The sequence below is a fragment of the Kitasatospora sp. DSM 101779 genome (assembly GCF_025655475.1).
GTDB lineage: Bacteria > Actinomycetota > Actinomycetes > Streptomycetales > Streptomycetaceae > Kitasatospora.
Genome location: NZ_JAHTIK010000001.1, coordinates 2440851 through 2455689, shown reverse-complemented (window position 1 = coordinate 2455689; position 14839 = coordinate 2440851). Strand labels below are relative to the sequence as shown.

10 protein-coding genes are annotated in these 14839 nt (G+C 74.2%); 8 read left to right on the top strand and 2 right to left on the bottom strand.

All coding sequences use genetic code 11. The features are described from left to right. Positions 1 to 51 precede the first annotated feature (51 nt). The 3 genes from KSNIM_RS11400 to KSNIM_RS11390 all read left to right on the top strand — a co-directional run bounded on the left by KSNIM_RS11400 (position 52) and on the right by KSNIM_RS11390 (position 4095). Positions 52 to 765: a YczE/YyaS/YitT family protein gene (locus KSNIM_RS11400; protein WP_411543691.1), complete on the top strand. Its 714-nt coding sequence runs from the start codon at positions 52 to 54 to the stop codon at positions 763 to 765. 170 nt (positions 766 to 935) lie between these two features. After that, on the top strand, positions 936 to 2669 hold the full coding sequence (gene recN / locus KSNIM_RS11395) for a DNA repair protein RecN (protein WP_263107904.1): 1734 nt from the start codon (positions 936 to 938) through the stop codon (positions 2667 to 2669). 256 nt (positions 2670 to 2925) lie between these two features. Beyond that, positions 2926 to 4095, top strand: a complete 1170-nt coding sequence (locus KSNIM_RS11390; protein ID WP_263103131.1) for a glycosyltransferase family 4 protein — start codon at positions 2926 to 2928, stop codon at positions 4093 to 4095. A 14-nt stretch (positions 4096 to 4109) separates the two neighbouring features. Here KSNIM_RS11390 and KSNIM_RS11385 read toward each other — a convergent pair whose 3' ends face one another. Further along, positions 4110 to 4487 (bottom strand): VOC family protein, encoded by a 378-nt coding sequence (locus KSNIM_RS11385; protein WP_263103130.1) that lies wholly within the window; start codon positions 4485 to 4487, stop codon positions 4110 to 4112. A gap of 67 nt (positions 4488 to 4554) precedes the next feature. Beyond that, complete coding sequence (locus KSNIM_RS11380; protein ID WP_263103129.1) at positions 4555 to 6510, bottom strand: glycoside hydrolase family 15 protein; 1956 nt, start codon at positions 6508 to 6510, stop codon at positions 4555 to 4557. Between the two features lie 636 nt (positions 6511 to 7146). Here KSNIM_RS11380 and KSNIM_RS11375 point away from each other — a divergent pair. The 5 genes from KSNIM_RS11375 (at position 7147) to KSNIM_RS11355 (ending at position 14738) form a co-directional block, all read left to right on the top strand. Then, entirely contained in the window at positions 7147 to 8823 is a 1677-nt protein-coding gene (locus KSNIM_RS11375) for a CTP synthase (protein ID WP_317634007.1), read from the top strand. Positions 8824 to 8989: 166 nt separating this feature from the next. Next, complete coding sequence (locus KSNIM_RS11370; RefSeq protein WP_263103128.1) at positions 8990 to 9631, top strand: NUDIX domain-containing protein; 642 nt, start codon at positions 8990 to 8992, stop codon at positions 9629 to 9631. A 188-nt stretch (positions 9632 to 9819) separates the two neighbouring features. Further along, the gene (locus tag KSNIM_RS11365; protein WP_263103127.1) at positions 9820 to 11850 is read left to right on the top strand and encodes a DnaB helicase C-terminal domain-containing protein; all 2031 of its coding nucleotides are present in this window, start codon (positions 9820 to 9822) and stop codon (positions 11848 to 11850) included. A gap of 243 nt (positions 11851 to 12093) precedes the next feature. After that, a complete protein-coding gene (gene ald, locus KSNIM_RS11360; protein WP_263103126.1) occupies positions 12094 to 13209 on the top strand; it encodes an alanine dehydrogenase in 1116 nt (371 codons plus the stop codon). A 467-nt stretch (positions 13210 to 13676) separates the two neighbouring features. Beyond that, positions 13677 to 14738 (top strand): ParA family protein, encoded by a 1062-nt coding sequence (locus KSNIM_RS11355; protein WP_030273410.1) that lies wholly within the window; start codon positions 13677 to 13679, stop codon positions 14736 to 14738. The last annotated feature ends 101 nt before the right edge of the window (positions 14739 to 14839 follow it).

Sequence of the window (14839 nt, the reverse complement as noted above, 5' to 3'; positions counted from 1 at the left end):
GCGGACCGCCCATGATGGCGCCAGTCCGCGCATCACCGCAAGGGAGACCCGATGGCCGCCGTGCCCACCGCCGAGACCGTTCCACCGACCGCCGATTCCGCCCCCGGCACCGCTGCGGACACCGCCGCCGACACCGCCGCGCCCGCCGGCGGCGACGCCCCCCGCCCGCCGTCCCGGCTGGTCCGCCGGGTGCCCCAGCTCGCCGCCGGGCTGGTGCTGTACGGCGTGAGCATGGGCCTGATGCTGCGCGCCTCGCTGGGCGGCAACCCGTGGGACGTCTTCCACCAGGGCCTGGCGCGGCACTTCGGGCTGAGCGTCGGCACCTGGGTGACGCTGGTCGGCGCCTGCGTCCTGCTGCTGTGGGTGCCGCTGCGGCAGCGGCCCGGCGTCGGCACGGTCGGCAACGTGCTGGTGCTGGGCGCGGCCATGGACGTCACCCTGCGGCTGGTCGAGGGGCCGCACGCGCTGCCGGCCCGGATCGCGCTGCTGGTCGCCGGGATCGTCCTGAACGGCCTCGCCACCGGCCTCTACATCGGTGCCCGGCTCGGCCCCGGCCCGCGGGACGGCCTGATGACCGGCCTGCACCGGCGCACCGGCCGCTCGCTGCGGCTGATCCGCACCGGCATCGAGCTGACCGTGCTCACCGCGGGCATCCTGCTCGGCGGCACCTTCGGGATCGGGACGATCGCCTACGCACTGGCCATCGGACCGCTCGCCCAGTTCTTCCTGCGCTGGTGCACCGTGCCCGGAGGGTCCGCTGCCTGAGCGGACCGCGGGCGGCCCGGGGCCGATCGGGGCCGATCGGGGCAGGTCGGCGGCGGGTGTCCGGGGGATCGCGGGAACCGGACCGGAAGGGATGAACTTGGCGCTGCGGGGGCCGGGCTCGTCGCGCATCGACGGTGGTACCTCGTAAGGTCGTCTCCGTGTTGGACGAGATGCGGATACGGGATCTTGGCGTCATCGACGACGCCGTGGTCGAACTGGCACCGGGATTCACGGCCGTGACGGGCGAGACCGGCGCGGGCAAGACCATGGTGGTGACCAGCCTCGGCCTGCTGCTCGGCGGCCGGGCCGACCCGGCGCTGGTGCGCAACGGCTCGGACCGCGCGGTGGTCGAGGGCCGGCTCAGCCTGCCCGAGGGCTCCCCGGTGGTGGCCCGCGCCCTGGAGGCCGGGGCCGAGCTGGACGACGGTGAACTGCTCATCAGCCGCACGGTCTCCGCGGAGGGCCGCTCGCGCGCCCACGTCGGCGGCCGCGCCGTCCCGGTGGGCCTGCTGGCGGAGCTCGGCGAGGACCTCGTCGCGGTGCACGGCCAGACCGACCAGCAGCGGCTGCTGCGCCCCTCCCGGCAGCGCGGCGCGCTCGACCGGTACGCGGGCGAGGCCGTCTCCGGGCCGCTGGCCCGCTACCGCGAGGTGTACCGGCGGCTGCGCGAGGTGTCGGCGACGCTGGAGGAGCTGACCACCCGGGCGCGGGAGCGCGCCCAGGAGGCGGACCTGCTGCGCTTCGGCCTGGAGGAGGTCGCCGCCGCCGAGCCGGTGGCCGACGAGGACGTGGAGCTCGCCGCCGAGGCCGAGCGGCTCGGTCACGCCGACGCGCTCTCCTCCGCCGCGACGCTCGCGCACGCCGCACTGGCCGGTGACCCGGCCGACCCGGACGCGGTCGACGCGGGCACCCTGGTCGCCCAGGCCCGCCGCGCGCTGGACGCCGTCCGCCACCACGACGAGCGGCTCGCCGCCCTCGCCGACCGGCTGAACGAGGTCGGCTACCTGCTGGCCGACGTCGCCGGCGACCTCGCCGGGTACGCCGACGACCTGGACGCCGACCCGGTGCGACTGGCCGCGGTGGAGGACCGCCGGGCCGTCCTCGGGCAGCTGCTGCGCAAGTACGCCGGGGCCGAGGGCACCCTCGCCGAGGTGCTGGAGTGGGCCGAGGCCGGCTCGCTGCGGCTCGCCGAACTCGACGGCGACGACGAGCGGATCGATGAGCTCGGCGCCCAGGAGACGGAGCTGCGGGCCGAGTTGGCGGAGCTTGCGGTGGAGGTGTCGGCCGCCCGGTACGCCGCCGCCGACCGGTTCGCGGCCGCCGTCTCCGCGGAACTCGCCGAACTCGCCATGCCGCACGCCCGGGTGAGCTTCGCCATCACCCAGGTCGACGACCCGTCCGGTCTGGAGGTCGGCGAGCGCACCGTCGCCTACGGCTCGCACGGCGTGGACGAGGTCGAGGTGCTGCTCGCCCCGCATCCGGGGGCGCAGCCGCGGCCGATCGCCAAGGGCGCCTCGGGCGGTGAGCTGTCCCGGGTGATGCTCGCCGTCGAGGTGGTCTTCGCCGGTGCCGACCCGGTGCCGACCTACCTGTTCGACGAGGTCGACGCGGGCGTCGGCGGCAAGGCGGCGGTGGAGATCGGCCGCCGGCTGGCGAAGCTCGCCGAGTCGGCCCAGGTCGTGGTGGTGACCCACCTGCCGCAGGTCGCCGCGTTCGCCGACCGGCACCTGGTGGTGGAGAAGACCAACGACGGCACCGTCACCCGAAGCGGCGTCAAGGCGCTGAGCGACGAGGAGCGGGTCCGCGAGCTCTCCCGGATGCTCGCCGGCCTGGAGGACTCCGAACTCGGCCGTGCGCACGCCGAGGAGCTGCTCGCCGCCGCCCGCGCGCCGCGCAGCCGCTGACGGCGGGCCCGTTGCCGGGCCGCTCCTCCGCCCGGGGGAGCGGCCCCGACGCGCCCGCACACGGCGCCGACTGTCCAAGACCCGGCCCGACCTGGCATGGTGGCGGCTGGACAATGGCTTTCCAGTCCCGAGGACCGTCCGCGGGAACCCGCCTTCCCCGCCCACCGGCGGGCGCAGGCAGCCGTCGGCCGACCCGGGCCGGGGCAGGGGGTCCGGCGGCGGTGTTCGTCACCTGAACGAGTCGGAGCGAGACGACGTGGACCATTCCGCCGCCAAGGGCGCCGCAGCGGCCCATGAAGAGCCCGGCCAGCTGAGGGCGGTGCTCGTCCTGTCGGCCGGTACCGGGGGCATCGGCGCCCATGTGCGTTCACTCGCCCAGGGGTTGGTCGCACACGGGGTGACCGTGACGGTCTGTGCGCCGGAGAGCGCGGACACCCGCTTCGGCTTCTCCCGCACGGGCGCCCGGTTCCACCCGGTGGACATCACCCCGACCGCGGGCGCCCGCAGCGACGCCGCCGCGATCGGCGAGCTGCGCCGGGCGTTCACCGGCGCGGACGTCGTCCACGCGCACGGCCTGCGGGCCGGCCTGCTCGCCGATCTTGCGCTGCGTACCGCCGGCCGCTTCCCGGGCCTGCGCCCGGAGACCCCGCTGGTGGTGACCTCGCACCACGCGATGCTGGCCACCGGCCTGGACCGCCGGCTGCAGCGGCTGATGGAGCGGCGGGTGGCGCGCGCCGCCGACCTGGTGCTCGGCGCCTCCTCCGACCTGGTCGCCCGGGCCCGCGAGCTCGGTGCGACCGACGCCCGGCTCGGCCCGATCGCGGCCCCGCCGCTGCCGCCCGCGACGCTCGACCGGGAGGCCGCCCGGGCCGCGCTGTTCGACGGCAAGGACGAGCCCGCCCGGCCGCTGCTGCTCGCCATCGGCCGCCTGGTGCCGCAGAAGTCCTTCGGCCTGCTGCTGGACGCGGCGGGCCGGCTCGGCGACCTGGACCCGCTGGTGGTGATCGCCGGTGACGGCCCGGACGGCCAGCTGCTGCGGGAGCGGGTCGCCGCCGAGGGCCTGCCGGTGCGGATGCTCGGCCACCGCACCGATGTGCCCGATTTGCTGGCCGCCGCCGACGCGGTGGTCGTCTCCAGCCGCTGGGAGGCCCGTTCGCTGGTCGTCCAGGAGGCGATGCGGGCCGGTGTGCCGGTGGTCTCCACCGCGGTCGGCGGGGTGCCCGAGCTGGTGGGCGACGCCGCCGTGCTGGTCCCGTACGGCGACGCCGCGGCGCTGGCCGGGTCCGTCCGGGCGCTGATCGACGACCCGCAGCGGCGGGCCGCCCTCGCCGAGGCGGGCCGTCAGCAGCAGCTCACCTGGCCGGACGAGTCCGACACGGTCGCCCAGGTGCTCTCCACCTACGACGAACTGGTGCAGCGCGGCTGACGGCCGGCCGGCCGTCAGCCGGCGTCGCGCTCGGCGGCGCTGCGCTCGACGCAGAACTCGTTGCCCTCGGGGTCGGCGAGGGTGACCCAGCCGGTGCCGTCCGGCCGGCGGTGGTCGGCGACCGGGGTGGCGCCGAGGCCGAGCAGCCGCTCGACCTCCTCGTCCCGGGTGCGGTCCTGCGGCTGCAGGTCGAGGTGGACGCGGTTCTTCACGCTCTTGCGGTCCGGCACGGTGACGAACAGCAGCGTGCCGGCCGTGCTCTCGACCAGCGCCTCGGGGTCACCGGGGTGGTCGTCCTCGTGCAGCGAGGCGTCCAGCGCGGCGGCCCAGAAGCTGCCGAGCTCGTAGGCGTCGGCGCAGTCGATGGTGATGTGTCGTACGAGAGAAGCCATGGGCGCCAGTCTGCGGCGCCGGTCACGGCCCGTCCACCAATTTGTCGACAGCGTGTCAGGCGGCGCCTCAGTGCTGCTGACCGGCGCCGTAGGCGCCGCCGCAGGCGGTGAGCCGCAGGGCGGTGTCGATCAGCGGAACGTGGCTGAACGCCTGCGGGAAGTTGCCGACCTGGCGCTTGGCCCGCGGGTCCCACTCCTCGGCGAGCAGGCCGACGTCGTTGCGCAGCGCCAGCAGCCGGTCGAAGAGCTCGCGTGCCTCGGAGACCCGACCGATCATGGCCAGGTCGTCGGCGAGCCAGAACGAGCAGGCGAGGAAGGCGCCCTCGTGGCCGGACAGCCCGTCGACGTTGGCGCCGTTCTCGTCGTGGGTGGGGTAGCGCAGCACGAAGCCGTCCTCGGTGGACAGTTCGCGCTGGATCGCCTCGATGGTGCCGATCACCCGCTTGTCGTCCGGCGGCAGGAAGCCGACCTGCGGGATGAGCAGCAGCGAGGCGTCGAGCTCCTGCCCGCCGTAGTACTGGGTGAAGGTGTTGCGCTGCTCGTCGTAGCCCTTCTCGCAGACGTCCGCGTGGATCTCCTCCCGCAGCGCCTTCCAGCGCTCCAGCGGGCCCTCGGTGCCGGTGTCCTCCAGGAGGCGGATCGTCCGGTCGACGGCGACCCAGGCCATCACCTTGGAGTGCACGAAGTGCCGGCGCGGACCGCGGACCTCCCAGATGCCCTCGTCGGGCTCGCGCCAGTGCTTCTCCAGGTAGCTGATCAGCTTCAGCTGCAGCTGGTGCGCGTGGTCGTTGCGGACGAGTCCGGTCATGTGGGCGAGGTGCAGCGCCTCGACGACCTCGCCGTAGACGTCGAGCTGCAGCTGCCCGGCGGCGCCGTTGCCGACCCGGACGGGCAGCGAGGACTCGTAGCCGGGCAGCCAGTCCAGGGTGGACTCGGTGAGCTCGCGCTCACCGGCGATGCCGTACATGATCTGCAGGTTCTCCGGGTCGCCGGCGACGGCGCGCAGCAGCCACTCGCGCCAGGCGCGGGCCTCCTCGCGGTAGCCGGTGCGCATCAGCGAGGAGAGCGTGATGGCGGCGTCCCGCAGCCAGGTGTAGCGGTAGTCCCAGTTGCGCTCGCCGCCGATGTCCTCGGGCAGCGAGGTGGTCGGCGCGGCGACGATGCCGCCGGTGGGGGCGTAGGTGAGCGCCTTGAGGGTGATCAGGGAGCGGATCACGGCCTCCCGGTAGGGGCCCCGGTAGGTGCAGTGGCCGACCCACTCCGCCCAGAACCGTTCGGTGGCCTCCAGCGCGCCCTCCGCGTCGGCCGGGGCCGGCGCCGGCAGGTGGGAGGCCTGCCAGGTGAGGGCGAAGGCGATCCGCTCGCCCTCGCCGACGGTGAAGTCGGCGTAGGTGGTCAGGTCGCGCCCGTACGTCTCGGCCTCGCCGTCCAGCCAGACCGAGTCGGGGCCGGCCACGGCCACCGTGCGGTGCCCGCCGTCGGGCTGCTCCGTCCGGTGCACCCAGGGCACGACCTTGCCGTAGCTGAAGCGCATCCGGACGGCCGAGCGCATCCGCACCCGGCCGGTGACGCCCTCGACGATCCGGATCATCTGGGGCACGTCGGGGGTACCGAGAAGGTGGCGCGGCGGCATGAAGTCGATCACCCGGACGGTGCCGCCCTGGGTGTCCCACTCCTGCTCCAGGACGAGCGAGTCGGCGCGGTAGGTGCGGCGGTCGGCGGGCAGCGCCGGGGCGGAGGCGGTGGCCGGCGGGATTCGCAGGTCGCCGGTGTCGGCGACGGAGTGGTCCGCGTGGAAGGTGTGGTCGCGGTGCTCCTCGGACGTGGGTGCGGGCGCGGCGGTCACCGCCTCGGCGGGGCCGATCCGCCAGAAGCCGTGCTCGTCGGTGCCCAGCAGGCCGGCGAAGACGGCCGGCGAGTCGAAGCGGGGCAGGCACAGCCAGTCCACCGCCCCGTCCCTGCTGACCAGGGCGGCGGTCTGCATGTCCCCGATGAGTGCGTAGTCCTCGATACGGCCGGCCACGTGGGTCTCCCAGTTCGCGATGTGGCTGCGCCGACGGTGGGCACGGGCGGGCCGGGGCCGCCCGCCGGTGGGCCGGGGCACTCGCGAGGTCCGTTGGGGTGGCGGGAGGGCTCGTGGGTGCCCGGCGGGGCCGGTGGGCCCCTGGCTCTGACCGGGCGCGGGGCGGGACGGGGGGCTTCCGGATCGCGCACCGGGGACCGAACGGAGTCGGCCGACCCCCTCGCCCTCCGCGTGCTCTGGTGTCGGCGATGCGTCCGAGAAGAATACGTCCGTCGAACGCCCTGGGGCACGCCCAGGGGTCGTCCCCCGTCGGACTCGCACCGGATTGACCAGCCCGGCTGGTCCCCCCGGGTGATCACCGGTGATCCGTCCGAGTCATCCGGAGCTGATCCTTCCACCACGTGCCGAGCACCGGTCGAGGGCGCGCCGCACCGGGCCGGACCGCGTCCCGTCCGGTGCGCTGATACCCTGGTATCCCGTGGACTGGTGGGCAGCACACAGCTGAGGGCCACCCCCGATCCGCCGATTCGACGACCCCGCCGGTGCCCCGGCGTGCAGATACGTCGGCGCGCGGACGAGCGGGAGGTCCGGCCACCGGGAGTCACCCTCGACACCGCGACCCACGGGAGCCCCCTCTTGGCACAGCCCCATTCCGGTAAGTCGGCCGCCGGCCGCGCCGTGACGACCAAGCACCTCTTCGTCACCGGGGGTGTCGCCTCCTCGCTCGGCAAGGGCCTCACCGCCTCCAGCCTGGGCGCGCTGCTCAAGGCGCGCGGCCTGCGCGTGACGATGCAGAAGCTCGACCCGTACCTCAACGTGGACCCGGGCACCATGAACCCGTTCCAGCACGGTGAGGTCTTCGTCACCGACGACGGCGCCGAGACCGACCTCGACATCGGCCACTACGAGCGGTTCCTCGACACCAACCTGCACGGCTCCGCGAACGTCACCACCGGCCAGGTGTACTCGACGGTCATCGCCAAGGAGCGCCGCGGCGAGTACCTGGGCGACACCGTCCAGGTCATCCCGCACATCACCAACGAGATCAAGTCCCGGATCCGCCGGATGGCAACCGAGGACGTCGACGTGGTCATCACCGAGGTCGGCGGCACCGTCGGCGACATCGAGTCGCTGCCGTTCCTGGAGGCCGTCCGCCAGGTCCGCCACGAGGTCGGCCGGGACAACGTCTTCTTCGTGCACGTCTCGCTGCTGCCGTACATCGGCCCCTCCGGCGAGCTGAAGACCAAGCCCACCCAGCACTCCGTCGCCGCGCTGCGCAACATCGGCATCCAGCCCGACGCGATCGTGCTGCGCGCCGACCGCGAGGTCCCGCAGGCGATCAAGCGCAAGATCTCGCTGATGTGCGACGTGGACGAGGAGGCCGTGGTCGCGGCCATCGACGCCAAGTCGATCTACGACATCCCGAAGGTGCTGCACGGCGAGGGCCTCGACGCCTACGTGGTGCGCCGCCTCGACCTGCCGTTCCGCGACGTCGACTGGACCACCTGGGACGACCTGCTGCGCCGCGTCCACGAGCCGCAGCACGAGGTCAAGGTCGCCCTGGTCGGCAAGTACATCGACCTGCCGGACGCCTACCTGTCGGTCACCGAGGCGCTGCGCGCCGGCGGCTTCGCCAACAACGCCCGCGTCGTCATCAAGTGGGTGACCTCCGACGACTGCCTGACCCCCGAGGGCGCGCAGGAGCAGCTCGGCGACGTGGACGCGATCTGCATCCCCGGCGGCTTCGGCGACCGCGGTGTGGACGGCAAGGTCGCCGCGATCACCTACGGCCGTGAGAACCGGATCCCGCTGCTGGGCCTCTGCCTCGGCCTGCAGTGCGTGGTCATCGAGGCGGCCCGCAACCTGGCCGGCCTGCCCGAGGCGAACTCCACCGAGTTCGACCCGGCCGCCAAGCACCCCGTCATCTCGACCATGGCCGAGCAGCTCGCGATCGTCGACGGCAAGGGCGACCTGGGCGGCACCATGCGCCTGGGCCTCTACCCGGCCAAGCTCGCCGAGGGCTCGATCGTCCGCGAGGTGTACGGCGGCGAGCAGTACGTCGAGGAGCGCCACCGCCACCGCTACGAGGTCAACAACGCCTTCCGCGCCGACCTCGAGAAGACCGGCCTGCAGTTCTCCGGCCTCTCTCCCAAGGGTGACCTGGTCGAGTACGTCGAGTACCCGCGCGAGGTCCACCCCTACCTGGTCGCCACCCAGGCGCACCCGGAGCTGAAGTCCCGCCCGACCCGCCCGCACCCGCTGTTCGCGGGCCTGGTCGCCGCGGCCATCAAGATCAAGACCGGGGTCGCGTAACCCGGCGGGCAGTACGCCGGGACGCGGCAACGTCCTCCCGGTGACCGGACGGCGGTCGTGCGGATTCCCCCGCACGGCCGCCGTCCGGCTGTTCGAAGACGGTTGTGGCCGCAGGCTGAGGGTGCGTCGGGTTAGATTGTGTCGTACTGACGAAAAGGGGACTGCGATGGATTTTCAGCAGCAGATCAGGGACGCCGCCGAACAGTGGCCCGTCCGTGCCGGCGAGACGCCGTTCAAGGGCCGGGTCACCGGGGTGCGCACCGAGGAGGTGCAGATGCCCGACGGCTCCTGGGCGCGCCGCGACTACCAGACGCACCCCGGCTCGGTGTCGGTGCTCGCCCTGGACGACCGCCAGCGGGTGCTGATCCTGCGCCAGTACCGCCACCCCGTCCGCCAGCGCCTGTGGGAGCTGCCCGCCGGCCTGCTGGACGTGCCCGGCGAGAACCCGCTGCACGCCGCCCAGCGGGAGCTCTACGAGGAGGCCCACTGCAAGGCCGGCGAGTGGCGGGTGCTCGTCGACTTCTACACCTCGCCCGGAGGCACCGACGAGGCGCTGCGGCTCTTCCTCGCCACCGACCTCTCCGAGGCCGAGGGGGACCGGTACGCCGCCCACGGCGAGGAGCTGGAGATCGAGACCGCCCGCGTCCCGCTGGAGGAGCTGATCCGGCTCGTCCTGGCCGGCGAACTGCACAACCCCACCCTGATCACCGGCACCCTCGCCCTGCACGCCGCCCTCACCGGCCAGGGGCTGGACGCCCTGCGCCCCGCCGACTCCCCCTGGCCGGCCCGGCCCTTCCGCCAGGACTGAGGGGATCCTGCTCGTCCGGGGCGCCCCCGGGAACGCATCCCGTCCGAGCGGTGACCGGGTTTGACCCGCGGGGGTGATGCGAGGGGCGGTACGGGCGGTTGGCCTCGGCGGGGGCGGTCGTTCGAACTACGCTTCGCGGCAGGGCCCGCAGCGGGCCCGCTGCGGGCGACCGACAGGAGTGGGCACGGGTGGCGAGGAAGACGGCGACCATCGACGAGCGGTCCGCCGGCCCCGGAGCGGCCGGCCCCGCGGACGGCCTGCCGCCCGGACCCGCAGCCTTCGCCGGCCGCCGCACCGAACTCGCCGCCCTGACCGCCGCCGCCCGGGCCGGTGGCCAGGGCGCCGCCGGGGCCCGGCTGGTCGTGCTGGCCGGCCGCCCCGGATCGGGGCGGACGGCGCTCGCCCTTCGCTGGGCCCGTTCGGTGGCCGCCCAGTACCCGGACGGCGTGCTGTACGCCCGGCTCTCCGCGCCCGACGGCAGTCGGGTGCCGCCCGGCCGGACGGCCCGGCGGCTGCTGGAGCAGCTGGGCGCCGTCCCGGCCGGCCTGCTGCCACCGGACGGGCCGGACGGCGACGACCCGGCCTGCGCCGCGCTGCGCGAGGCGCTCGCCGACCGCGAGGTGCTGCTGCTGCTCGACGACGCCAAGGACGCCGGTCAGCTGCGGCCGCTGCTCAGCGCCGGCCCCGGCACCCTGCTGCTCGCCACCACCGGCGGCCCGCTGACCGGCATCGAGGACGTCGACCCGGTGATCATCGGCGGGCTGGACCAGGCCGCCGCCGTCGGCCTGCTCGGGGACCTCGTCGGCGGCACCCGGATCAGTTGCGACCCGGTCGGTGCGGCCGATCTCGCCGATGCGTGCGCCTGCCGCCCGGCCGCCCTGCGGCTGACCGCCGTCCGGCTGCGCGCCGACGCCCGCGCGGCCGTCACCGACGCGGCCGCCGACCTCACCGCCGCCACCGGCCGAACGGCACTCGCCGGTCCGCCCGGCGTCGGCGCCGCGGAGGACGCGGACGGCGGGGGAGTCCGGAACGGCAAGGGCAGGGCCGGCCGCCGCCGTGCCGAGCGCGCGGAAGCGGCGGCGGGCGAGGGCAGGCGCGCCCGCGACCTGCTGCCCGCCGACGGCCCCGTGCCCGTGCCGGAGGGCGATCCGCTCGGCGGCGCCTTCGAACTGCTCTACCGCACGCTCACCCCCGCCCGGGCCCGGATGCTGCGGATGCTCACCCTGGCCCCCGCCCAGCTCGCCGACCTGCGCACCGCCTCCGCCCTGGTCGGCTGCCCCGCGCCCGAGGCCGCCGGACTGCTCGCCGACCTCGCCGAGCGCGAGCTGCTGACCGCCGAGCCGCCCGCGGCGGACGGCACCGCGCGCTACCGCGTTCCCGGGTGGATGCATCCGCGGCTGGTCGAACTCCGCGCCGAGGCGGACCGGCCCGCCGAGGTCGAGCTGGCCCGTGCCCGGCTGCTGGAACGCCTCGTCCGCCTGGTCGACTCCGCGCAGGCACTGCTCGCCCCCGGGGCCGGTCCGTCGCCCGACCCGCTGCCCGGGCCCCTGCGGCTGCGCACCGCCGACCAGGCCGCCCGCTGGCTGGACGAGGAACGCGACCAGCTGCTCACCGCCGTCGGCGACGCGATCGGACAGGGCGACCTGGACGGTTCGGCGGGCCGACTGGTCACCGCGCTGCTGCGGGCCCTGCCGCTCACCCCGGCCACCGTCCCTGCCGACCTGCACCGGCTGCACGAGCTCGTCCTGGAGGTCGCCGAACGGGCCGGGGCGCCCCGGCGGGCCGCCGCCGCGCTGCTGAACCTCGGCGACCTGCAGGCCGCCGCCGGCCGCTGGGAGCGGGCCGCCGAGCGGTACCGGGCGGCCCTGGACCGGGCCCGGGCGGCGGGCGACGAGTCCGGGTGCGCCCGCGCGCTGGAGAGCGCGGGCGGGTGCTACCGGGCGCTCGGCGACCCCGTGCGCGCCGGAGATTCGTACGGGCGCGCGCTGGCCCTGCGGCAGGAGGCGGGCGACGCCGCGGCCGAGGCCCGGCTGCTCGCCCGGGTCGCCGAGGCGCACACCGCGCAGCGTCGTTTCGAGGAGTCGCTGCGCGAGTACCGGGCGGCGTTCGGGATCTTCCGGCGGCTCGGCGACGAGCGGGGCGCAGCCCTTGTGGCGCAGGCCCTGGACCGCCTCCAGCAGCAGCTGGCGGGGGAGTGGAATCACCCCATTGCGGAGTAGTGTCTGATATGCGGCAGTCGCGGGCCTTTGTTCACGGGAGCGAGGTGCAAGCCTACGAACCTGCCAATCGGATCCGCTGATTTATTCAGTTTGGAAGGCTGACGGATCCACTGGGCTTCATTACACTCGACAGCAGTCGCGCAGCGATCCGTGCCCCGGCGTTCTCCGGAGGCCTTCCCCGTGCGCGCCGCCCGCCGGTCTTCCCCCGGCCGGGACCCCCAGGCAAGAGGGACGTGTTTAGCCGTGAAGGTCGGCATCCCCCGCGAGGTCAAGAACCACGAGTACCGCGTGGCCATCACGCCCGCCGGCGTGCATGAGCTCGTCCGCAACGGACACGAGGTCTTCATCGAGGACAACGCCGGTCTCGGCTCCTCGATCCCCAACGAGGAGTACGTGGCCGCCGGCGCCACCATCCTCCCCACGGCAGACGAGGTGTGGGAAACCGCTGACCTCCTGCTGAAGGTCAAGGAGCCCATCGCCGAGGAGTACCACCGCCTCCGCAAGGGTCAGACCCTCTTCACCTACCTGCACCTGGCGGCCGACCGCGCCGGCACCGAGGCGCTGATCGCCTCCGGTACCACCGCGATCGCCTACGAGACGGTGCAGCTCGCCAACGGCGCGCTCCCGCTGCTCGCCCCGATGTCCGAGGTCGCGGGCCGTCTGGCCCCGCAGGTCGGCTCGTACCACCTGATGCGTCCGGCCGGCGGCCGCGGCGTGCTCCCCGGCGGCGTGCCCGGCACCCACCCGGCGAAGTGCGTGGTCATCGGCGGCGGCGTCTCCGGCTGGCACGCGGCCACCATCGCCATCGGCATGGGCTACGACGTGACCCTGCTCGACCGCGACATCAACAAGCTGCGCGAGGCCGACAAGATCTTCGGCACCAAGGTGAAGGCCATCGCCTCCAACTCCTTCGAGCTGGAGAAGGCCGTCATCGAGGCCGACCTGGTCATCGGCGCCGTGCTGATCCCGGGCGCCAAGGCCCCGAAGCTCGTCACCAACGAGCTGGTCTCCCGCATGAAGCCGGGCTCCGTGCTCGTCGACATCGCCATCGACCAGGGCGGCTGCTTCGAGGACTCCCGTGCCACCACGCACGCCGAGCCGACCTTCCAGGTCCACAACTCGGTCTTCTACTGCGTGGCCAACATGCCGGGCGCCGTCCCGAACACCTCCACCTACGCGCTGACCAACGCGACGATGCCGTACATCGTCGAGCTGGCCAACCGCGGGTGGAAGGAGGCGCTGCGCCGCGACGCCGCGCTGGCCAAAGGCCTGAACGTGCACGAGGGCCAGATCACCTACAAGGCCGTCGCCGACGCCTTCGACATGGAGTCCGTCTCCCTGGAGACCGTGCTCGCCTGACGCGTCGACACCTCCGACGCCCCCGGTCCGCTCCCCTCGGGCCGGGGGCTTCGGCGCGCCCGCACCCCCACGGGGCGGTGACCGGCCGGTGGACGGGCGATGTCAATTCATGTGCGACGTGTCACCCGCCCTGCGGACCCGGTCACCGCGGGTCACCCCGCCGCGGGGGCGCGGCGGCCCCGGAATCGTGAGGGTTCCCGGCCCGCGCAAGCCTTGACAGCGCGCGGTCGGGGAGCCGACACATCGTGCCCACTACCGTGGATTGTGTTGCTGCGAACGCCTGGAACGGCCTAGAGTCGCAAACCGTCGGCAAGCTGCCACGCTGACGTATCGACATAGAGTCCTGGAAGCCCAAGGAGGTAAGACGACTTGTGAATGAGTCGACATTTGCTCCCGGGGGTGGTCAGTCAGGACTGGCGGAGCTCGCCGCCGGACAGCCGCACGACGACTACGCGCGGCCGGCGACGGTGGGTACGGCGGAGATCGGCTCGGTCGCGGTCCGCACCTTCGAGGCGCGCCAGAGCGGCGCCGCCGCCGGCGCCGACTACGACGCCGAGCTCGGCGCTTACGGCCTCTCCTACGCCGACCTGGGCTACGGCCCCTACGACGACCCGGACGCCGAGTACGAGCCGGACCCGGAGTACGCCGCCACCCTGGCCCCCGACGCCGCGCGGCAGCGCCGCGAGCGGGTCGGCCCCACCGGCCGTCCGCTGCCGTACTTCCCGATCCCCGCGCCGGTGGCCGAGCACGGCCCCGCGCAGATCATCGCCATGTGCAACCAGAAGGGCGGCGTCGGCAAGACCACGTCGACCATCAACCTGGGTGCCGCGCTGGCCGAGTACGGCCGCCGGGTGCTGCTCGTCGACTTCGACCCGCAGGGCGCCCTCTCCGTCGGCCTCGGCGTGAACCCGATGGAACTCGACGTCACCGTCTACAACCTGCTCATGGAGCGGGGCCTGACGGCCGATGAGGTGCTGCTGAAGACCGCCGTCCCCGGCATGGACCTGCTGCCGTCGAACATCGACCTGTCGGCCGCCGAGGTGCAGCTGGTCAGCGAGGTCGCCCGCGAGTCCGCACTCGCCCGCGCCCTCAAGCCGCTGCTGCCGGACTACGACTACGTCATCATCGACTGCCAGCCCTCGCTCGGCCTGCTCACCGTGAACGCCCTGACGGCGGCTCACAGCGTCATCGTCCCGCTGGAGTGCGAGTTCTTCGCGCTGCGCGGCGTCGCGCTGCTCACCGAGACCATCGAGAAGGTCTGCGAGCGGCTCAACCCGGAGCTGCGCCTCGACGGCATCCTCGCCACCATGTACGACTCCCGTACGGTGCACAGCCGCGAGGTGCTGGCCCGGGTGGTCGAGGCCTTCGGCGACCACGTCTTCCACACCGTCATCGGACGCACCGTCAGGTTCCCCGAGACCACCGTGGCCGGCGAGCCGATCACCACGTACGCGACCAACTCGGTCGGCGCCGCCGCCTACCGCCAGCTCGCCAGGGAGGTGCTCGACCGGTGCCGCCCCGCCGAGTGAGTCTCCCGGGAGCCGACGAGCTGTTCCGGACCACCGGGGGGATGGCCCTGTCGCCCTCGCTGGGCCGGGCGGCCGAGGCCGCCAGACAGGAGACCGCCCGG

What these genes read in the sequence shown, in the direction of transcription:
- KSNIM_RS11370 (WP_263103128.1), top strand. Translation starts at nt 8,990, where the DNA reads ATGGATTTTCAGCAGCAGATCAGGGACGCCGCCGAACAGTGGCCCGTC.
- KSNIM_RS11400 (WP_411543691.1), top strand. Translation starts at nt 52, where the DNA reads ATGGCCGCCGTGCCCACCGCCGAGACCGTTCCACCGACCGCCGATTCC.
- KSNIM_RS11385 (WP_263103130.1), bottom strand. Translation starts at nt 4,487, where the DNA reads ATGGCTTCTCTCGTACGACACATCACCATCGACTGCGCCGACGCCTAC.
- recN (WP_263107904.1), top strand. Translation starts at nt 936, where the DNA reads ATGCGGATACGGGATCTTGGCGTCATCGACGACGCCGTGGTCGAACTG.